This is a genomic window from Streptomyces toyocaensis, assembly GCF_000725125.1.
GTDB lineage: Bacteria > Actinomycetota > Actinomycetes > Streptomycetales > Streptomycetaceae > Streptomyces > Streptomyces toyocaensis.
Genome location: NZ_JFCB01000021.1, coordinates 116,703 through 137,591 on the forward strand (window position 1 = coordinate 116,703; position 20,889 = coordinate 137,591).

15 protein-coding genes and 3 pseudogenes are annotated in these 20,889 nt (G+C 70.5%); 10 read left to right on the forward strand and 8 right to left on the reverse strand.

The annotated features are described in order from the left end of the window. Positions 1 to 39: 39 nt before the first annotated feature. The 5 genes and pseudogenes from BU52_RS21890 to BU52_RS21910 form a co-directional block, all read right to left on the reverse strand. Positions 40 to 1,440, reverse strand: a complete 1,401-nt coding sequence (locus tag BU52_RS21890; protein WP_037937028.1) for a lanthionine synthetase C family protein — start codon at positions 1,438 to 1,440, stop codon at positions 40 to 42. Further along, on the reverse strand, positions 1,437 to 4,574 hold the full coding sequence (locus BU52_RS21895) for a lantibiotic dehydratase (RefSeq protein WP_037937031.1): 3,138 nt from the start codon (positions 4,572 to 4,574) through the stop codon (positions 1,437 to 1,439). The genes BU52_RS21890 and BU52_RS21895 overlap by 4 nt, the downstream gene beginning before the upstream one ends. Positions 4,575 to 4,658: 84 nt before the next feature. Next, a complete protein-coding gene (lanA, locus tag BU52_RS21900) occupies positions 4,659 to 4,820 on the reverse strand; it encodes an SCO0268 family class II lanthipeptide (RefSeq protein WP_004936805.1) in 162 nt (53 codons plus the stop codon). A 184-nt stretch (positions 4,821 to 5,004) separates the two neighbouring features. After that, complete coding sequence (locus BU52_RS21905) at positions 5,005 to 5,874, reverse strand: alpha/beta fold hydrolase (RefSeq protein ID WP_037937033.1); 870 nt, start codon at positions 5,872 to 5,874, stop codon at positions 5,005 to 5,007. A gap of 266 nt (positions 5,875 to 6,140) precedes the next feature. Then, positions 6,141 to 6,359: pseudogene (locus tag BU52_RS21910) on the reverse strand (transposase); the annotation flags it as partial. Between the two features lie 169 nt (positions 6,360 to 6,528). Between BU52_RS21910 and BU52_RS21915 the strand changes: the two are divergent. The 8 genes from BU52_RS21915 to BU52_RS37175 all read left to right on the forward strand — a co-directional run bounded on the left by BU52_RS21915 (position 6,529) and on the right by BU52_RS37175 (position 17,769). After that, a complete protein-coding gene (locus BU52_RS21915) occupies positions 6,529 to 6,987 on the forward strand; it encodes a hypothetical protein (protein ID WP_037937036.1) in 459 nt (152 codons plus the stop codon). Then, positions 6,984 to 7,979 (forward strand): hypothetical protein, encoded by a 996-nt coding sequence (locus BU52_RS21920; protein WP_037937038.1) that lies wholly within the window; start codon positions 6,984 to 6,986, stop codon positions 7,977 to 7,979. Before BU52_RS21915 ends, BU52_RS21920 begins: the two co-directional genes overlap by 4 nt. 148 nt (positions 7,980 to 8,127) lie before the next feature. Further along, complete coding sequence (locus BU52_RS21925; protein ID WP_167343531.1) at positions 8,128 to 11,778, forward strand: CHAT domain-containing protein; 3,651 nt, start codon at positions 8,128 to 8,130, stop codon at positions 11,776 to 11,778. A gap of 506 nt (positions 11,779 to 12,284) precedes the next feature. Beyond that, positions 12,285 to 14,486 (forward strand): glycoside hydrolase domain-containing protein, encoded by a 2,202-nt coding sequence (locus BU52_RS21930; protein ID WP_037937041.1) that lies wholly within the window; start codon positions 12,285 to 12,287, stop codon positions 14,484 to 14,486. A 27-nt stretch (positions 14,487 to 14,513) separates the two neighbouring features. Beyond that, positions 14,514 to 14,831, forward strand: coding sequence for a hypothetical protein (locus BU52_RS21935; protein ID WP_037937047.1), 318 nt, complete (start codon positions 14,514 to 14,516; stop codon positions 14,829 to 14,831). Between the two features lie 44 nt (positions 14,832 to 14,875). Further along, on the forward strand, positions 14,876 to 15,457 hold the full coding sequence (locus BU52_RS21940) for a twin-arginine translocation signal domain-containing protein (RefSeq protein WP_037937050.1): 582 nt from the start codon (positions 14,876 to 14,878) through the stop codon (positions 15,455 to 15,457). Between the two features lie 93 nt (positions 15,458 to 15,550). After that, on the forward strand, positions 15,551 to 16,069 hold the full coding sequence (locus BU52_RS21945; protein ID WP_037937052.1) for a hypothetical protein: 519 nt from the start codon (positions 15,551 to 15,553) through the stop codon (positions 16,067 to 16,069). A gap of 1,001 nt (positions 16,070 to 17,070) precedes the next feature. Beyond that, entirely contained in the window at positions 17,071 to 17,769 is a 699-nt protein-coding gene (locus BU52_RS37175) for a DUF427 domain-containing protein (protein ID WP_407702057.1), read from the forward strand. 87 nt (positions 17,770 to 17,856) lie between these two features. Here the strand turns inward: BU52_RS37175 and BU52_RS21955 are convergent. After that, positions 17,857 to 18,243, reverse strand: a pseudogene (locus tag BU52_RS21955) (VOC family protein); the annotation flags it as partial. 14 nt (positions 18,244 to 18,257) lie between these two features. On the opposite strand from BU52_RS21955, the pseudogene BU52_RS36450 reads away from it, so the two are divergent. Then, positions 18,258 to 18,576: pseudogene (locus tag BU52_RS36450) on the forward strand (carboxyl transferase domain-containing protein); the annotation flags it as partial. A 206-nt stretch (positions 18,577 to 18,782) separates the two neighbouring features. On the opposite strand, the gene BU52_RS36455 reads toward BU52_RS36450, so the two are convergent. Together BU52_RS36455 and BU52_RS21970 are read right to left on the reverse strand one after the other, a co-directional pair. Continuing rightward, complete coding sequence (locus tag BU52_RS36455; RefSeq protein ID WP_235216395.1) at positions 18,783 to 18,974, reverse strand: TetR family transcriptional regulator C-terminal domain-containing protein; 192 nt, start codon at positions 18,972 to 18,974, stop codon at positions 18,783 to 18,785. A gap of 238 nt (positions 18,975 to 19,212) precedes the next feature. Then, a complete protein-coding gene (locus BU52_RS21970; protein ID WP_037937055.1) occupies positions 19,213 to 19,686 on the reverse strand; it encodes a nuclear transport factor 2 family protein in 474 nt (157 codons plus the stop codon). A 116-nt stretch (positions 19,687 to 19,802) separates the two neighbouring features. Here BU52_RS21970 and BU52_RS21975 point away from each other — a divergent pair, with 116 nt between their 5' ends. Continuing rightward, positions 19,803 to 20,393 carry a TetR/AcrR family transcriptional regulator gene (locus BU52_RS21975; protein WP_037937057.1) on the forward strand — a complete coding sequence of 197 codons (591 nt, stop codon included), beginning with the start codon at positions 19,803 to 19,805 and terminating at the stop codon, positions 20,391 to 20,393. Positions 20,394 to 20,889 lie beyond the last annotated feature (496 nt).

Here is a 20,889-nt window from a genome sequence, read left to right on the forward strand (position 1 = left end):
ATCGGTACAGGATCAGCCACGTGATCGGCCGGACACACCCTAGGCCAGCAGCAGGGGCATGTCCCAGTCGGCCGGTGTGCCGTCCACCGCGTAGGAGTCCAGGGCGAGGGCGGCGCCGGCGGCGCCGTCGAGGTAGCCGGAGACATCGGAGCCGAACGGTACCTTCGTCATGGTGAACCGCAGTCCGAAAGGCAGTGCCGGGTCGAAGGCGGAGACGAGTTCGGTCGCTATGCCGTCCTGCAGCTCGGCCAGCCGGACGTCCTGCCATTCTTCGTTGAGCCGGCCGAGCTGGTGCAGGGCCCCGGCCCAGCCGTGGCACAGGGCATGGTCATGGATACCCCAGGCGGACCGGGGGAGGACGAGCAGCCGGTCCACCGAGGCGCGCGCGAGGTCCGAGAAATCCGTCCGGCCAAGAGCCCGCCCGGCCAGTTGCAGGGCGCGGGAAACGCCGGGAGCCCCGTAACACCAGGCGGGCCACTTGGCGTTTCCGTCATAGGCGGCAGGCCCCCGTTGCCACTGGGCGAAGGAGAGGTAGCCGGGCCAGAACAGGCCGTACCGGTCCGCCACCGCCCAGGTCCGCAGCAGGTCGGCCGTCGCCTCCATGGCTTCCTGCTGTCCCGGCACCCGCACGCCCTGTTCCCATGCCAGGGCCATCAGGGCGAGCGGCCCGGCGACGCCGTGCGACAGGCCCAGGTTGAGGTGACCGCCGGGGAACGCCGCCTCGGAGCCGGTCCGGGGCGCGTCCAGCGCCCACCAGCGCGGCACTTGTGCGCCTTGGTGCTCCACAGCGCCCAGCGACAGGCGCACGAGGTAGTCGAGGACCGCCGTCAGCGGCTCCTCGCAGCTCTCCGACCGGGCCAGCAGGTAACGGCCGACTCCGGTCAGACCACGGACCACCTCGTAGCGCCCGATGGTGGGCAGCGGCCGGTCGTCGACGGGAGGCAGGACGGTCCGTACCAGATCGCGCTGGTAGGCGTCGAAACGCCGGAGCGCGGAGAGGTAACCGCCGGTGGTGCGGTGAGCGAGCAGCACAGCGAACGCCAGGGCCCCAGGCCCCTTGAAGATCCCGCCCGCGGCGCCGGGCCGGCCTGATACGGCGCGGGTTCCCGCCGTGAGATACGCATGGGCGCGCGGCACCTGCCGTGCCGCGTCCCGGGCGGCTCCCGCGTACGCGAGGGCGAGCCCGGGGCTGCCACTGCCGAGGGTGAGTTCGGCCCAGATCGGCTCGGCGGCCCCGTCGTCCGCGGCCTCGGCCGGGATAAGCGTGGCCGCCATCGTGGCGGTGGGGTCGGCGAGCCGGTCCAGGATGTCGGCGGAGACGGCGCCGGCACGCTCCCGGAGGTTCTGGGCCGAGTGGCCGGCCGGGCGCTCCCGCGTCCCGCCGCCGGTGGTCTCGGTCATGGTGTGCTCCCGCATCCCGCCCCTGGTGGTGCCGCTCATCGTCCGCTCCTGCTCTCATGCCGGCGTCGACCGGTGTGAGTGCGCACCGCGCCCCGCAGAACCGCGTACCCGCGTGCCTCGGCCGACCGGTCGATGCCGAACAGACGGTTGTGCCGCATGTGCAGCAGCGACAGCAGGGCCTCGTCGCGGTCGGCCTCCGGAGCGGACAGGATCAGCCGCCCGTACGCGCGCGGCTCGGGCGACTCGGACCACAACGCGCTGAGCGACGGCGCCCCGAGTGCTTCCGCAGCCGACGCCACCGCGCTCCCCGGCCTGATCAGCCGGTCGGCGACAACGCGGTGCCGCTGGTAGACCTGGTGCTCCGCGGTCTTGGTGAACATGTGGTCGACCCAGCCGCACCAGTCCCAGTCCCCGAGGGACTCCAGGAGCACCGCGTGCCCGAGCCCGGCGAGCACGTCGGCGGGGAGCGCCCGCGCAGCGCCCCGCAGAGCGCGCAACTGCACGAGCGCCGACAGGCTGTCCGTGCGGAACAAGCGCTCGGCGGCCTCCTGCAGGGCCTCGCCTCCGTACCGGTCGGTCTCGGGCCGGTAGGTGTCGAGGGTCATCGTGCGCAGGGCCCCGTTCTCGACGAGGGCTCGTGACACACGGCTGATCGCTGGCAGCACCCGGCCGTTCAGCGCCCCGGAATCGCCGTGGAACCGCAGGCGCAGATGCGGCTCGGGGTCCTGATACCGCAGGAAGAACCAGCGGTCGACCTCGTCCTCGATCTCCGCGAGCACGGCGGGAAGATGCTCGGCGAGCAAGGCTTCGTGGGCCGACGGCTCCGCGTACCACTTGGCGAACAGCCAGTCCTCGCCCGGCAGATGGATGCGAGTGGGGGCACGCCGGATCGGCGGGGCGGTCCGTGCTCGCTCGGCACTGTCCGGCGCCGTACGCCCGGCGGGCCGCCGCGTCCCTGCGAGGGGCACCACGATCTCCGTGCTGTGCCCGCCGTTCCAGCCGAGCCCCGCACCGTCGGCCGTCAGGTCCTCGTAGAGGACGAACTGGGGATGCGGGGCGGTCAGTTCGGCGCGCAACAGGTCCCGGTCCCAGCGGTCGCGCAAGTCGATGGGGTACATCTGGTCGTTGCGCGCGATCTGCAGCCGGTCCGGTACGGCAAGGCGCCGGCGCCAGGCGACGAGGCCCTGCTCCCATGCCGCGGCGCCCTCGGCCCTGGCCGCGTCGCGCAGCCGACGGCCCGGCAGCCACCGCTTGGGCATCGCCACCACCCGTCCGTACCGGATGCGCGGCAGATACGGCAGGGCATCATGTCCGGCCCAGTCCCAGCCCGACCAGACCCGGGGCCGCGCCGTCGCGAGATCCATGAGGAACCGGGCCACCGGCGGAGCCTGTGTGTCCAGGGCCAGCATGTGCGGCAGCACCGGGCGGACCGGACGGCCACTGTCCGGGTGCAGCAGCCGCAGTCCGTCGGAGCCGGCGGCGACGAGCAGCGAGCGCCAGTCCAGGCAGCAGGGGTCGTCCCGGTCGTCGGGCACGCCGACGGGGATGCGGTGGGGCAGCAACCGGGGCACCTGCACGATGTTGAGCCCGCGCGGCTCGCGGGGCATCAACTCGACCTGCGCCGCGATCACCGCGTCGTCGGAGGTGACGGCGGTGTCGGCGGCCAGCCGGGCGAGTTCGCCGGTGAGGCCCGCCGCCGCCGCGAACCGCCCCGCGGTGGCGCCGGCCGTCCAGGCGCCGATGTGCGGGCTGCCGAGCAGTCGGAAGTCACCGCGGTCCAGTGCGGCGGTGCTCTCGGAGAGAACCTGGAAGCACAGTTCGAGGCTGCGCGGCGGCACGGCTGCGGGATCGTGCCAGGCGACTTCGGCGAGACGCTGTACGACGTCGTCGGTCAGCACCAGGTCGCCGCCGGACAGGACGGCCTCTTGAAGCAGCTCGCCGATCATCGCGCGCCTGGGGCCGTCCGCCTCGTCGCCGGGGCCGCTGCGTGCGTACGCGGGCTCCGCTCCGTACTCGGGGGGCAGGCCGAGTCCGCGGTGCGGATCGACCAACTCGCCCAACGGTACGGCGCAGGCGGTGCCGTAATGCTCGATGAAGCGCTCGCGGTAGTCCCGCATGTAGGCCAGCGTCGTCCACTCCGGTGTGATGGCCCAGACGGCGGCCGCATACCGGCACACCTCCCGACCCACCGCCTCCGGTACCACGAACTCGCCTGGTATGTGCAGATCCACGTGCAGGGGCGGCCGGGCGTGCGTGTCGCTGCCCGTGCCGGGGACGTCGAGACGGCGAACCTCGTCCAGGAGCCGGTGCCAGGAGTCGCCGCCCAGCCCCGGGGGGTCCTCCTGATGCCGTGCACAGGCCCCCCGGATGTCCCGCAGCGCCTGCGCGTCGTCGGGAAGCGCCACGTCCAGGACCGCCTCGATGCCGTCGAGCAGGGCCCCGTCGATGCGGTGCGGGGTGATCGAGGTGAGCAGGAAGCCGTGCTGCAGGAGTCCCGCCAGTTGACGGTCGAGCCGTTCGGCGTCCAGTGCCGGGAAGCGCTCAGCCAGCGAGACGAGCAGATCGGCATACGGCACCAGGGTCCGTGCCCGCTCGCGCACGGCGCTGACCAGCGCGTTGTCGCGCACCGACTGCTCCTGTCCACCGGTGCGCAGATACAGCCGTCCGTCCCGCAGGAAGCACAGATCATTGAGAACGACGTCCACGCGCCGGCGGACGGAGGGCTCGGCGAGCCAGGCCAGTACCCGGCGGCGCAGCCATGCCCCGTCGAGCCGGACCGCGACCTCACCGGTTCCCGGCTCCGCTTTGGCCGCGGAACCGAACCGGGCGGCACCGACACCCGCGAACAGGCCGAACGGCGTCGGGCGCGCGCCGGCGCGGCGGGCGTACCGCGTCAGGGTGCGCGCGGCGCTCAGGGTCCGCTTGCGGCCCAGTGCGATCGCGCCTTCGTCACTGGTCAGACCGTCCAGACTGTGGGCCAGCGAGCCGCTGGCCACCCGGACTGCCTGGCCGAGCAGGGGATCGGAGGCGAGCTGCCGTGCCCCGGGAACCGGCTCGGCGGCGTCGACCCTGGCCAGAGCGGTGCCGCGCGGACGGCTCGCCATACGCACGAGCACGGGCTCGAGTACCTCGAATGCTGCAGATGCTTGGTGGGCTTCGGACTCCGCCGCCACGTGTGTGCTCCTCGCCGTCGTACGGAAGAGCGGGGCGGGCCCAGGACCGCCCCGCTCGGAAGAGCCCCGAGGGGCCTCAGTCCGTCAGCAACAGATGGGGCAGCGCGTGCCGATCGCGTAGCTGCTCGGCGAGGTGTAGGTGCCCTGGCCGAACGACTCGGCCTGCTCCGGGAGATCGGAGACGCGCAGATCCAGGTCGAGGTCGAGCTCGGGGGCTTCGTGGGACAGAACGATTTCGGTACGCATGCTTCTCCCTTGGATGGTGGGGTGCACGGACTCGAACGTCCAGGGCCGCGGTTGAGGCCCGGACATGCGTATCCTTTGCTCACGCTACTGACAGTCGCTAGACGATAACGAGCCATTGATCAAGGGATCGGTCACTGCTTCCTGAGCACATCCCTCCATGGTTCTGTGGGAGGCGGCCCGAAGGTCACTCGGGCCGTCCGGCGAGGAAGCCCGCGAGGGCGGACGTGAGCGCTTCTGGAGCCTCTTCGGCCACGTGGTGCCCGGCATCGATCCCGTGCCCGCGCACGTCCGGTGCCCACTGCTGCCAGATCTGCAACGGGTCGCCGTACAGCTCTTCGAGGTCGTCCCGCAGCGACCACAGGATCAGCGTCGGGCACTCAATCCGTGTCCCGGCGGCGCGGTCGTCCTCCTCGTGCCGCCGGTCGACGGTGAGGCCGGCCCGGTAGTCCTCCAGCATCGCCCGCACCACGTCGGGGTTCCTCGTGGCTGAACGCCACTCGTCGTAATTCTCCTGCCCCATGCTGTGAGGATCGCCCCGGTACCAGCTGTCCGGATCGGCGTTGATGACCCGCTCGGGGACGTCCGGCTGGGCGAAGAAGAACCAGTGCCACCACTGCGTGGCGAACTCGGCTGTGATGCGGGACAAGTGCTCGGAGAGGGGCAGACAGTCGATCAGCACCACCCGCGAAACCACATCGGGATGATCGAGCGCAAGTCGCAGCGCGACAGCACCTCCGCGGTCGTGACCGGCGAGCGCGAACCGGGCATGGCCCAGGGAGCGCATCACCTCGACCACGTCACCGGCAACGGCCCGCTTGGAGTACCCGGCGTGGTCGGTGGTGGGCGCCGGGCCGGTGGACCGGCCGTACCCGCGGAGATCGGGACAGACCACGGTGAAACCGCGCCGGACGAGGAGCGGCGCGACGCGATGCCAGGTCGCGGATGTCCGGGGATGGCCGTGCAGCAGGACCACCGGCGGTCCTTCTCCGCCGTGGCGAACGAGAATCGATGCTTCACCGGCCTGGACCCGCCTGGTCCTGAAGCCCTCGAACAAGACCGAACCCTCCCATGCTCGTTGGTGCACCGCCCTCGGCACCTACAGGCCCGGGGCAAACCCTCACTCGTCCACCGGCCCTCCGGGCAGCAGACGGGACACGCTGCGCCCTCGCCGACGAGTGCGGAACCGACACAGCCTTCCCCATGCCCCCGCAGGCCCCGTAGACACAAGTGCCTGATCCGCCACAACGGTGTCCTCACGGCGGAGTTGGTACCGCCGGTACAGGGACGGGGGGTCTGCCAGTGCGGACCAGGGTGGCTGGGTTACTGGCGGGCGGCTGAGAGCCGGCCGTCGAAGGTGATGCCGAAGGCGTTCAGTGCGGTCCTCCGGCGCATGGCCCAGCCGGTCCGGCCCTTGCCGGTGGATCGAGGGACATGGTTGCCATGTAGGGCGGCCGGCTCGTCGGGGAAGTGTCCACGGGCGTTGACCGCCCGCCGGATCCGCGCGGTCACCGACTCGATTGCGTTAGTCGCGCAGACGACGGCAGGAAGCGGACGGTTTCCGGAACACCCGTTGTCGCTCCGCAGGCTCGAGCCCAAGGCGCTGCTCCGGCACTCGCAGGCTCCTACACTCGTTCCACACCCGCACGGCCGGGGAAGCGGGTGCGCAGGTTTTCACACCTGTGCCTGGCGAACGGGGAGGGATGACGGAGTGGAGACGAAGCCGGAGGCACCGCGCGAGTACGAGGCGCTGGTGCACGACACGGGAATGCCGGACACGACCGGAGACGCCAGAAAGGGCACAGCACGGCTGGAGTTCGCCTCCAGCGTGCGACTGCCGGAGCTGATCGAGACGCTGAGGCGCGTGTTTGCCACCGACCCGACACTGGACAGCGTCCTCCTCATTCCGGACGGGCGGCCCGTCGGCTCCACCGCACGGGTCCGCTTCGAGCAGCAAGTGGATGAAGCGGGCCAGGGTGATGGAGGACCTCCATTGCGCGGCGGACTGGGCGCTGGGGACCACGGCACACTTCCTGGCACCCCCACGCGGTTCACGGCGTACTGCTACCGGTGCGGGCAGTGCGGACGGGCCACCTACCGGATCGCCGCCGACGAGGCACCGCCTCTGTGCCCGGTGACCGGCCACGGAACAATGCGGATGGCGCAGTGAGCCTGACTGCGGTCGGGCGGCCGCCCACCGCGGCGCTCGGCGGCCGCTTCTTCGTCATCGGCCATGTACCGGTATGCGCATGCTTGCTGTTCGTACTGCTTCTCGTCTGGGCAGGGGCGCCGGGAACCGCCCTGAACTGGAGCGCCGCATGGCGACGCGCTGGCACGCTGGGCGCGGGCGAGGCCCTGCTGCTGCTGTTCGGCACGGTCGTGGCGGCGTTGGTGCTCCACCCGCTCCAGCTACCGTGCGTCAGGCTGCTCGAAGGGTACTGGCCCTCCTGGTGCGGCGGGCTGACGCGGTGGGGTACGCGGCGACAGGAGCGAAACCGGCAGCGCCTGATACGTGCTGCGGAACTACCGGGCGACGCACCGCCCAGTTCGGCGGCCATTCACGTGGCGGGGCTCGCCGACAGCGCGCTGCGGGCCCGCTTCCCTCAGCAGCCGCACCTGGTGCGCCCGACTCGACTCGGCAACGTACTCGCCGCCGCCGAGGACCGGTGCGGTGCCCCCTACGGGTGGGACGGGCCCATGGCATGGCCCCGCCTGCACGCGGTGCTCGGCGACGTGGTCAAGGAGACGGTGGAGGACCGGCGCGACGCGCTTGACGCCGCCTGCCGCGTCAGCGTCGCCTCAGCCCTGTGCGCCGTGATCAGCTCCGTGCTTCTGGCCCGCACGGGCTGGTGGGTGCTGCTCGTACTCGCGCCGCTGCTGGTGTCCGGGCTGGCGTACCACGCTGCCGTGCACGCTGCACTGGCCTACGGGCAGGCCGTGCGTGTCTGCTTCGACCTGCATCGCTTCGATCTCTATCCGGCGCTGCGCCTGCCCCTGCCCGGTGACCCGGACCAGGAGCACCAGGTCAATACCGCGCTGTCGGAGTTCTGGCGGCAGGGCAGGGCGATGAAGGCACGGTACGAGCACCCCGAGCCGGCGCCGGAACGGTGCGCCTGCCGTCCGCGCCGGGAGGAACCTCCGTCCGACGCGGCAGGGGGTTGAGGCACATGGGCGACGCGTGTGCAGCGGACAGGTCAGGCGACTTCAGGGAGGAATAGGGTGAATGCCGTTGAGTGAGAGTCTGCAGCAGCTCATTGCCGAGGCAGTGGCTGCATACGAGCAGGCCACAACACGGCGAGAAGTACCGGCGGTGGAAAGGGCGTTGGCGCTGGCGGAAGCGGTGCACGCGCGCGTACCGGCGGAGCGACCGGGGCAGAGGGCGATCGCCGCGCACATCGCCTCGGCCCTGTTCCTGCTCCGTGCCGAACTGGGTGGTGGCCGACTTGCGCAAACCGACCTCGACCGCGCCTTGGAGAAGGCCGAACTGGCGGTCCGACTGCGCCAGATGGCGGCCGAGCCCGCTCCCCACCTGCCTCCGGTCGCACAGTTCCTCGCCCATGTCGCCACAGTGCGGCAGACCCGGCTGAGGATCACCGGTGACCACCGTGAACTGGACGGCGCGATCGAGGCGGTTCGCTCCGCTGCCGGACACCCCGGAACGGCCCTGCCGGAACACGTCGCGGCTCTGGTCACTCTGGGCGCCCTTCTCCTCGAGCGGCATCTTCTCACCGGAGCCTCGGCCGACCTCGACGAAGCCGTACAGGTCGGCCGGGACGTCGTCGGGATCACGGGTCCGACGCACGGGTCCTACGCGGGAGCCTGCAACAACCTGGCTCTCGCGTTACGCAACCGGTACGAACGCCGGGGGAACCGGGCCGACCTCGACGAGGCCGTCACCCACGCGCGCAACGGAACGAAGGCCGCCGCCGACGGGTTCTCGCGCGCCGCCTGCCTGGGCACGCTGGCCGGCGCGCTGGTCGTGCAGTACGGCCACCAGGGCGATCCGCGCACGCTCGACGAGTCCGTCGACGCAGGGAGAACGGCACTCGCCGAGGCAGGCCTGCCCTCACCCGCCACCGTGCACCCGGAGGACGCCGACGCGTCGGAACCGCCGGTGGGCGGCACTCCCGACGCCGTACCCATACTGATCAACCTGGCCACCGCCCTGCGCTGCCGGCACGAACGAACCGGTGGCCTTCAGGACCTCGACGAGGCCATCGCCACCACCCGAAGGGCCCTGCGGATTTCTCCCCCGCTCAGCGCGGACCACCCGGCCTGTCTGAACCAGCTGGCCACCGCGCTGCAACAACGCTCATACCTGACAGGCGATACGGAAGATCTGGACGAGGCAGTCGATGCCGGCTGCAAGGCGCTCAGACGATGTCCGGCCCGGCACCCGTCGCGCGGACTTCTGCTCAACAACCATGCCAGGGCCCTGCGCCTGCGGTTCGAGCGCGACGGCGACGCCGGGGACCTCGATGAGGCGATCGCCACGGTCCGTCCAGCCCTGCGCTCCCTGGCACCCGAGGACGTTGCCTACGCCTTGTGCCACGCGCAGCTGAGTACCCTGACGCTGCTGCGTCACCAGCTCGCCGGCGACCCCGTCGACCTCGACACGGCGGTCGCCGCCGCGGCCGAAGCCGTGGCGGCCGCCACCCCGGGTGATCCCCATCAAGGCATGTACCTGAACGCCCTGGGCATCGCCCACCAGGAGCGGTTCACGCAGCGTGCCGACCCTGCCGACATCGACGCGGCCGTACGCGTCGGCCGGCAGGCGGTGCACATCACCCCGCGAAGCCACCCCATGTACCCGGCATACCAGCTGAATCTGGGCAACACCCTTGTCACCCGCTGGGTCTGGCGGCTGCAGTACGACGACGGGCTGAACCGGCGCACCGGGGAACCACTTTCGCACGGAGCAGTCGACCTGACTGATCTGAACGACGGCATCACAGCCCACCGCGCGGCCCTGGACACGGCAGAGGGCATCACCGAGCGGGCACGCTGTTCGGCCAACCTGGGTACGGCGCTGCGCTGGCGCTACCAGCAAACGGGCGCGACCCGTGACGCCCAGGAGGCGGAGGACCTCCTGCGGGAAGCGGTACGTCTCCACCCGATCAACGGACCCGTACGCGGCAGTCACCTGTGCGCACTGGCCGAGCTGCTGAGCGCACGTCACCAGCACACCGGCGACCGGGGCAGTGCGACCGAGGCCATTGCCCTCTGGAGACGAGCGGCCCAGCTGCCCACTGCTGCGGTGGCCGAACGGATCGCGGCGGCCACCTCGTGGGGCGGGCTGGCGATCCAGCTCGGCCGGAAGGGGGACGAGGCCGTGGAAGGCATGGCCACGGCCGTCGATCTGCTGCCGTTGCTTGCCTGGCGGGGTCTGCACCGCGTGCAGCGCGAACGGCTGCTCGCCGACTGCGCCGGTCTGGCCCAGGACGCCGCTGCGACCGCGCTGGCCGCGGGCCGACCGGAACAAGCCGTCGAACTCCTGGAAAGCGGAAGGTCCGTGCTGTGGTCCCAGCTGCTCGAGCAACACACCGCACTCGATGCCCTGCGCGCCGCGGCACCCGCGCTGGCGACCCGCCTGGACCAGCTCCGCTCCGCACTGGACGGGTCGGACAGCACGGGAGGCGTCTTTCCGCCACCTGCGATTCCCCTTGCCGACAGCCCCGGTACGCCCGCACCAGCCACCCCGTCACATCACCTCTGGCTGCAGCGTCACGACGCCGTGGACCGCCGTATGGCACCGGCCCGCGAGTGGGACCAACTGATCGAAGAGGTACGCGGCCTGCCCGGCTTCGAGAACTTCCTGCGTCGCTCCCGTCTGTCCGAACTGCGGTCGGCGCTGCCCGGCCCCGTGGTGGTGGTCAACGTCAGCACCCTGCGCTGCGACGCCCTGATCGTGACGGGCGACGCCGTGCGTGTGGTGCCGCTTCCCCACCTGACCGCCCGCGACGCGCACACGCGCACAGTTGGACTCCTCACCGCGATCCACGAGGCCGACCGCGCCACCGGTTCCGCCGGCACGGCCGCACGTATGGTCCGTGAACAGACGCTGCTGGACGTCCTGGAGTGGCTGTGGGAAGCGGTCGCCGCACCCGTGCTGGAGACACTGCGCCTCACCACCCCAGTCCCCCCACACGGTTCCTGGAAGAGGCTGTGGTGGTGTCCTACTGGTCCGCTGGCCCTGCTGCCCCTCCACGCGGCAGGCCGTCCCGCGGAACCGGGCTCGAACCGGCCCCGCACCGGTGACAGCGTCCTGGACCGTGTCATCAGTTCGTACACCCCGACGCTGCGCAGCCTGGTGCGCGCACCCACCCCGGCCGGCGTCCGGCATGCGGGCCGTGGTGCGGAGAGAACCGGAATGCTCACCGTCACCGTCGCCGAAGCGCCCGGGCTGCCCGTCCTGCGCGGCGTACGCCGCGAGGCCGAAGCCGTGACACGGCTCTTCCCCAGTCGGTTTCACCGGCTGCTCGACGGGGCGAGTGCCACCCGCGACGCCGTCCGCACAGCGCTCGCCGGGCATGCCTGGGCGCACCTCTCCTGCCACGGCGGTCAGGACCTGACGACTCCGTCCCGCGCCGGCCTCCATCTCCACGACGGCCTGCTGACGGTGGCCGAGCTGGCCACCGCCCGGCCCGAAGGGCCTGGGGAGCTCGCCTACCTGTCTGCCTGCGAGACGGCCATGGGAGGAGCCGGTGTCCCCGATGAGGCCATCACGCTCGCCCACGCCTTTCAGTTCACCGGCTACCGGCAGGTGGTCGCGACGCTGTGGAGCGTCGAGGACACCCTGGCGGTGCGGACGGCAGAGGACTTCTACAGCCGTATGGCCCGCACCGCCGACTCCGGCCCGGTGCGGGCGGCGGAAGCCCTCCACCATGCCGTACGCGCTCTGCGCGCGCACATGCCCCACGCCCCCGGCCGGTGGGCCTCGTACGTGCACGTGGGCGCTTGAACCCTGAAGATCGTTTTCAGAAGTCAGATCCGGAGCAGGACTGGGGCGACGGTGACGGCGGCTTGGTAGGACTCCCAGGTCCTGTCGTAGCGAGTGGCCGGCCCACGCCACTGTGTGAGGCGGGGCGATGGCCCGTCCGGGTGGGCGGCGAACCGGCGGCCGGCCCAGGACGCAGCCCCCGAGACGGTCCCGCCTCGGCGAAGGCCGCCGGGGCGGGTGGGCGGTTGTCCGGGGCGGCGGCGTCATGTCCGACGGGTGAGATTCGGCCAACAGATGTTGACCGCCGCTGCCGTCCTGGTCCCTCGTTTCACATCCGTCACACGGGAAATACCTGGGTTCGGCACTCAGCTGTCGCCTCAGCCGCGCGTTTTGTCATGCCATGACCATTCGGCCAGGTTTCCCTGCCGGTCTTGCCTTGGTCCGTGAGGCCCCGCCTAGAGTGATCGCCGCGTGACCGGCTTGACCAGCCTGCCAGGGACGCGTAGATCAACGGGGGTTGCTTCGGCATGGCCGACGAAATGGTGCTCAGGGCACAGAGATTCATCAATCTGACCTACAACAACGGCGCGGCGCTGGGGATATCCAAGCTCGCCGAGGACGGCAGGACCGGCTGGCCCGTCATGTACGCCCTGACCCGGGCGTTGCAGTACGAGATGGGTATCACCAGCCTCTCGGATTCCTTCGGGCCGACCACACTGTCCACGCTCCAGTCGAAGTACCCGAAGCTGAACGACTCCACGGTGCCGTCGGCGAACTTCTGCCGCGTCCTGCAGTCGGCCCTGTACTGCAAGGGTTACGACGGCGGTGAGATCGACGGCGTCTACAACGGGCGCGTCAAGGACGCGGTGGCCAAGCTGAAGGCCAACATGGGCGTCGACACCGTCTACGCGGGCAGCTCCCTGGAGCCGAAGGTCGTCAAAGGCCTGCTCAACATGGACGCCTACGTCACCGTCAGCAACGGCTCCGAGGAGATCCGTTCGATCCAGCAGTGGCTCAACAGACGTTACGTGGGCCGCAGGGACTTCTACCTGATCCCGTGCGACGGCCATCACTCCCGCGACGTCGCCAAGTCCATGCTCTTCGCGATCCAGTACGAGCTGGGCATGGCAGACGGCACCGCCAACGGCGTCTTCGGCCCCGGCACCCAGTCCGGCCTGAAGAACCACACGGTCGCGGTCGGCACCACCGGCACCTGGGCCTCCCTGTTCACCGCGGCGATGATCCTGAACAAGCGGAACGTGCCCTTCGGCAACTTCACCGGTGACGTCAAGGCCGGCGTGGAGTCCTTCCAGGCGTTCGCCAAGCTCCCGGTCACGGGCGTCGGCGACTTCCAGACCTGGGCGTCCCTGCTCGTCTCCTACGGCGACCAGACCCGCAAGGGCACCGCCTGCGACGGCGTCACCAGGATCACCCCGGCCCGCGCGCAGGCCCTGAAGGACGCCGGTTACAAGTACATCGGCCGCTATCTGTCCAACCCGTCCAGCACCAGCCTGCCGGAGAAGCAGATCCAGCCCGGCGAGCTCGCGACCATCAAGCAGTACGGTCTGCGCTGCTTCCCGATCTACCAGACCTGGTCCCGCTCGGCCGACTACTTCAGCTACCCCCAGGGCTGCATCGACGCGACGAACGCCATCGAATGGGCCCAGATCCACGGCTTCAAGCCGGGCACGATCATCTACTTCGCGGTCGACTACGACGCCCAGGACGGCGAGATCACCGAGTACGTCCTGAAGCACTTCCGGGGCATCTACCGCACCGTCGGCGAGAACTCCGCCTACGGCGTCGGCGTCTACGGTCCGCGCAACGTCTGCCAGCGTGTCTCCGACGCCGGATACGCCTCCGCCGGCTTCGTCTCCGACATGTCGTCCGGGTTCTCCGGCAACCTCGGCTACCCGCTGCCCACCAACTGGGCGTTCGACCAGATCGCCACCATCAAGGTCGGATCCGGGGACGGCGCCATCGAGATCGACAACAACATCGCCTCCGGCCGGGACACCGGACAGGGCGACTTCGACCCCGGGGTCCCGGTCAACTCCGACCTCGACGTCGACTTCGACAAGGCCACGTACCGGGCGGCGGCGCTCAAGGACGTCCAGGCGTATCTGACGTCGATCGGCGTCCCGGAGACCGGCGGCGAGGGCTGGACCGTGGACGACGACTGGGTGACGTACGACGTCATCTCCACGACAGAGGCGTTCAACAAAATCATGGACGCCGACTGGCTGTTCACCAACCTGGCCAGGGCCCTGAAGCTGCGCAAGGCGCTCATCCAGGCACCGGTGCTGTGGGAGCTGCGCAAGCTGAACCCGCTCGACGCGCTCGCCGACGAGGCGGTGAAGGCCGGGCTGAAGGACGACTGCAGCACCGGCTGGGGGCAGATCTTCGCCTGGGTGACCATCGCCGCCCGCAACTACTGCATGGACCAGGGCATCATCCACGGCACTCCGCTCACCGGCTCGGACACCCGCGCGGTGTGGGACAACCTCCAGGAGCCCGAGTACAACATCCCCTCGGTGGCTTACCTGACCATCTACAACGCGCACCAGCTCGGCATCGCCCGCCCGTCGCTCACCACCGGCCAGGCCGACACCCAGAAGCTGCTGGCCCGCTACAACGGCACCGGCGACAAGGCCGAGAAGTACGGCCGCGAGCTGATCGGGCTCTACAACGTGCTGGAGAACTACAACAAGCTCAGCCGCGCCCAATAGGCCGGACCGATCGTGAAGAATGAGCGCATGCGGAAGCTCTGCGTCCCCGTCGCCGTGAACCTGCTGCTCGGGGTCCCGGCCGTCGTTCCCCTGTTCCTGGCGTGGTACCTCCTGGCCAACGGGCCGCTGGCGGCGGTCGGCTGGACCACGCAGGACCCGAACGAGGACGACGGGATGTTGCTCTGGCTGGTCATCGCCGCACCGGTGTTCTGCCTGTTCGGCCTGGCCTGGGGGCTGGCCAACACCTGGCTGCGACGCCGGACGCCGGTACGGGGCTCCCGCTACTGGCCCGTGTGTGCCGCCGCTTCCCTCGCGCCGTTCTTCGTGGTCTTCGGTGTGTTCTGACAGCTGATTCAGCTCATAGGGAGACAGGAAACGTGGATCACCACATGACACGGCGTACGGTCGTCAAGGCCTGCGCCGTCATCGGCGGGGCCGCGGCCGTCGGTTCGGTGCTGCCCGCCACCACGGCGGTGGCCGACGAACGGCGCGGGCCCCGGCGTCCGGCGACTTCCGCGAACGGCTGGACCATCCAGCCGAACGCGGACCTCGACTCACAGGTGTGGACCCGCCCGGTGGCCGGCACGGGACTGGGCGTACCGGTGTGGATCGGCGACGTGGAGACGGTGCTCGTGCACGTCGTGCGCCGCTTCCACTACGAGGTGCAGGAACTCGCCGCGGTGGATTTGGCCGGCTGGCGCCCGGCCAAGGGCCTGCGCCGTGGCCTCCCGGACTCCAACCTGGCCTCGGGCACGGCCGTTCGGATCCGGCAGGGCGCCGGTGCGGAGGGCTCGCTGTTCCCGCTCCAGGTTGCCGCCATACGGGACATCCTCGCGGACTGCCAGGGCGTCGTCCGCTGGGGCGGCGACGACAAGCCGGTCGACGAGTCGCTCTTCTACATCGCGGTCGGCCCGCACGACGAACGCCTGCCCCGGCTGGCCACCGCCATCCGCGAGGCGCCGTTCCGCTAGGCACCGGCTCGCGGTGGGGCTCCGTGTCCCGCCGCGACGGCTACTTCGAACACCAGTTCACATCATCGATGCGTATGACGAAAGGAACCGACCATGAAGCGAATACTGAGCGTGCTGGCCGCCACCACGGCCGCCATGGGCGCACTGCTCACCCCGGCGTCCGCCGCCGGGCAGCCCCTCGCCCCGAAGGTGACGGTCGCCGCCGACGCCGACGGCGAGACCAGGGCGTGGGCAGCCGCCAACCCGCAGGAGGCCGTGGCCCAGGCCACGGAGTGCGGCGGCAACTACAACACGCTGGTCTACATCGACGGCAACCTCCCCGGTGACGTCAACGGCGACGACGGCAGCATGGCCGCCTACGCGGGCGGCGGGCTGCTCTGTGTGATCTTCAAGAACGAGACACCGGGCAACGCCAACTACATGTTCCTCCAGGCCTGTCCGGGCACCACCGCCAGCAGCGCCTGCGGCACCGACGACGGCTACTACAGCAAGTACGCCGGCCCGCTCTACATCAGCCAGGGCACGCACGGCTGCTGGACCGCCTCGTACAAGATGAAGACCGAAGCGGAGGACCGCTACCTCATCAACGGCAAGCGCAGCTACAGCTGCTGACCGCAGATGAGAACCCGCATGCCGGGTGACGCTCCCACCGGCGCCGGCCTCGGTGCCGCCGCCCCGGTCACCTCCCGGCGAACTCCCAGTCCGATGTGACCGGCCCCGGCCACAAGCCCGCGAGCACCTACTACGTGGACAACGTCGCCACGGGTGCGATCACCAAGGGACTCCTGGGGTCCCTGCTGATCCACGGGTGGGGTGACACGGGACGACGGGCTGTCGGAGGCCGGCTCGCCGGGTTCCGGCAGTCGCTGTGGCCACTCAGGGTCGTACGACACCGTCCGCCGAGGCGAAGAACTGGACCGGGCCCTGCCACAGGGGCATGACGGTGATGGAGGCCGTCGGGGTCCGGCGGAAGCCACGGCCTCCAGCAGGGCTGCCGGCCAGGCAGTGGGCCCGGCCTCGTGTGGGACCGCGTCGGTCCCGACTGCCGCCGCGCGGTGGCCAAGGCAAAGCCGGCCACGAAGCACCTGCTCACCGTGGAGGCGATCGAGTGGTACCTGGCCTCCGCTGCCCGCACCTGGAGGAGTCCTCCCGCTCCCACCGCCGCTGCCGCCTCGACAACCTCCGCCGCGCCCTGCTGGGCCCCGAAACCTGATCACCGACACCCGGCCCACCGGTGGGTCGTCGCGCCCACCCCACACCCCCCGTTCGTCCTCGCGTGGGGATGCGCGCCCCGGGGACGCCGGTGGTACCAGCAGCCGACCGTGCGCGGGACGACGCCGCCGGCGACCGCCGGCCACGTCTGGTCCGGTCCGGCTGTCAGATCGGTCGTCGGGTGCGCCCGCCCTCCCATACGGGTGGGCGCCCACGTGGGGGCGACCGCCTGGCTGCTGGTTCCCTCCCGGACGATACTGACCGAGAAGCGTGATGTCGACGACACAGGCCGGTGATCACCGATGACGAAATGGACACCGCGGCCTGATGGCGGACGGCCCTCGGGGAAACCCTGCTCCCACACGTGGACGGCGGACCCACCCCCGCTGAGTGAGACGTGCGTGTCCTGCGCGGCGCACGGACGCGCACCGGCCGACCTGCTGCTGTGCCTGACCTGCGGCCACGTGGGCTGCAGTGACAGCTCTCGCGGCGCTCACGCCACGGCCCACTTCGACTCCAGCGCACATCCGGTGGCGCGCACCCTGGCACGCGACCGGGAATGGGCCTGGTGCTATGAGGACGAGGTGTATCTGGACCCGCTGGAAAAGCCCGTGCCGCGTTCCACCCCGCGGACGCCTGAGTCGGTCTGGGACTACCCGCGGCCACCCGTCATGCGGGAGGACGACCGTGACGTGCGGGTGGAGTGCGCCGGACAGGTGGTGGCCGAGACACGCAGGGCCCTCCGGGTACTGGAGACCAGCCATCCCCCCGTGTTCTACATCCCTCCGCGGGACGTCCGTACAGAGCTTCTGTTCCCGGCGGTCGCCGGCCGGACCTGGTGCGAATGGAAGGGGTCGGCACGGTACTGGGACGTCATCGTGGGGCATGACGTGCGGCCCCGAGCCGCCTGGAGCTATCCCCGTCCCGAGCCCGGCTACGCACCCCTCGCCGGCTTCTTCGCCTTCTACCCGAGCCGCATGGACCGTTGCACGGTCGACGGAGAGGAGGTCACGGCGCAGGAGGGGGACTTCTACGGCGGCTGGATCACTGCGGAGGTGCGTGGGCCGTTCAAGGGCGCCCCGGGCACCCAACTGTGGTGAGGCGGCGACGGTGACAGCCACTCCGAGGCGACCGTGCTGATCGCAGCCGTGAACGAGTACCTGTGACCAGCACCATCGCAACAGCCCTCAGACGACGTCGAACTCGTTGCCTTCGGGGTCCTGCAGGGCGGCGGCGTAGAGCCCCATGTCCGGCTCGTCCTTGATCCTCAGCACGGTGGCACCGGCCTCGACCAGCTGGTCCACCGCGGCCCTGACCCGCCGCGCGCGGACGTCCAGCGGGACGTCACGGCCGCCACCGACCTTCAGGTCGAAGTGCCACCGGTTCTTGGCGATCTTCGGCCCCGGAACCTGCTGGAACCACATACGCGGTCCGCGCCCCGCCGGATCGACGATCGACTTTGGTATGTCACCGGCCCCGGTCGGCAGATCCTCCGCGGGCACCCCCATCGACTCCCAGTAGGCGCGCCACGTGGCGTACCCGTCCGGCGCGCGCTCGGGCACACAGCCTGCCCAGGGCCCGGGCCCAGAAGCTGCTGGACGCCTACTGCAGCGCCACCGTGCCGCGGAGCCCGTTGATCCTGCGCAAGGCCCGCGCAGGCGCGTACACCGTCATGGACTCGCAGTCCGTCGGCGCCGGGCTCACCCGCGCCAGGCTGGCCGACGAGATCGCGGTCGTGGGCGCCGAACGCGCCGCCCGCGTCATCCTCCGCCGCCAGATCACCGGGGCCGAGGACCCCGGGCCATGCGCGCCCGCATGGCCAAGCAGCACAGGAGCAAGCTCATGCACCCTGCTGCGCGGCCGAACGCGGCCTGGCCGACGACGTCATCGGCCCCGCCGAAACCCGCCGGGACCCGCAAGGGACTGAAGAACGCCTGCCCGCCGCTGCCTTACGACTGGACGGGCCGACGCGGCCGCGCCGCCCCGCACGGGCGCAGTCAGCCCTTGACGGCGGAGCCGACGACCCCTTGGACGAACCACACCAACCACCAGGTCGTCATCGCCGCCACACCCGGCTCGCCGCCGCCGTCGGCCGGAGGGCCCCGGAGAACCGCTACGACTTCGCGCGCAGGGCTGCCGTGCCGGGGTCGACTCCTGCCGGGACGTGCCCCCCGAGTACGGCCTCGGCGACGGCGTCGCGGAAGTATCGCTGCCAGGCGGTCAGGACCTGGGCGGTCCTGACCGATGCCTCTCCGCGGCGTCCGGCGAGTTCGAGGGCGAGGTTGCCGGTGGGGGAGCCCGGCACGGCGCCCATTGGTCCCAGGACCACAAGGAGACGTGCGAACCCCCAGACACGCAGAGTCACGCTGAGCAGAACTCCGGAACGGCGGACTCTTCAAGGAGCCGTGTCAGCGGTCCAGGGCCGGTGGGAGGCGGGGCCAGGGCACGAGCGGGCGGACGACCGCAGGAGAAGGGCCGCTTGCGGTTCTCCTGCGTGGCTGCGCGAGCGGCCCCTGGACGGGGCCGAGCGTCGAAAGCGCGGGTCAGAAGCCGAGGTCGCTGAGGCCGGGGTGGTCGTCGGGGCGACGGCCCAGCGCCCAGAAGTACCTGCGCTCTGATGCCGCGATCGGAAGGGTGTTGATGGAGGCGTGGCGGGTGTGCATCAGTCCGTTCTCGTCGAACTCCCAGTTCTCATTGCCGTAGGAGCGGTACCAGTGGCCGGCGTCGTCGCGGTGCTCGTAGGCGAAGCGCACCGCGATGCGGTGGGCGTCGTACGCCCACAGCTCCTTGATCAACCGGTAGTCGAGTTCGGTGTTCCATTTGCGGGTCAGCAACGCGACGATCGCCTCCCGTCCGGTCGCGAATTCCGAGCGGTTGCGCCAGCGCGAGTCCATCGTGTAGCCCTGCGACACCTTCTGCGGATCACGGGAGTTCCACGCATCCTCGGCGAGGCGGACTTTCTCGGTGGCGGTCTCCCAGGTGAACGGCGGGACCGGGGGACGGGTGGCGTCGGCCATGTCAGCTCCTCGCTCTGTGGCGTTATGCGTACGCTGTGCGCCGCAGGAGAGAACGCTCGTTCTCGCCTCATCCTGTTAAAGTAGAGAACGATGGTTCTCCATGCAAGGGGGCGGACATGCCGGACCGTGAGGCGGCCCAGGACCAGGCAATCAGTGCGGCCGAAGACCTCTTCTACAGTCGGGGCATCCAGGCGGTGGGAATGGACGCGGTGCGCGACGCCTCCGGGTTGTCGCTCAAGCGCCTCTACCAGTTGTTCCCCTCCAAAGAGGCCCTGGTGCTGCAGTTTCTGAACAGGCGTGACCGTCAGTGGCGCCAGGCTCTCGCCCACCACGTGGACACTCACACCACACCTGAGGAACAAGTCATCGCGGTGTTCGAGTGGCTGCACACATGGTTCTCGAAACCGGACTACCGCGGGTGCGCCTTCATCAACTCCTTCGGCGAACTGGGCGGGATCTCACCTGAAGTCGTCGCCCAGGCCCGCCGCCACAAACAGGCCTTCCGCGACTACCTCGTCGCCCTTGTCACGGCCACCGGGCGACCGGCGACACTGGGAGACCAACTCGTACTGCTGGCCGAAGGCGCCATCACCACAGCAGCGATCACTGGCACCTCCCAGCCGGCGACCCAGGCACGCGATGCGGCGCGCCTGCTGATGCTCGCGTACTCGCGGCACGACCGGGCTCACTCCGACGGCAGTCAGTAGCCCGGCTCGACTGCAGATCCGACCTGGAGGTACGCCAAGGGTGCTGGGGCCGCCAAGTCCTCGTCCGCGCGCCCGCCTCGTGGTGTGCGCCCGCAGCGGGAAGCGATCGGCCCAACGCGTGGCGACCGTTCAGCGCTACCCAAGCCAGAGGTGAACGGAGATCGATGTGCGTGTCCCTCGGGATCCACTCGGGGGCCGGGGCTGAGGAAGTGACGTGCCGCCAACTGCGCGGTGGCCGGTTGCGCCAGTGCGGCGAGCAGACCGGCGCGGGTGTGTCCGAGCAGCTGGGCCATCTCGGTGGAAGGCACTACGGAGGTGAAAGCGCCGCCAATGGCCCTGTCACGTGCGGGATGGACAAGCATGGAGGGCCGGGCTTCGTCACCCGTGGGATCCACTGCCACGCCCGGCCGAGGCATGACCACTGACGGAACGACAACCACCATGTACACCGGCAGCGCGATCCGCAACCGACTCTCGACACGCAGAGTTCCCTCGA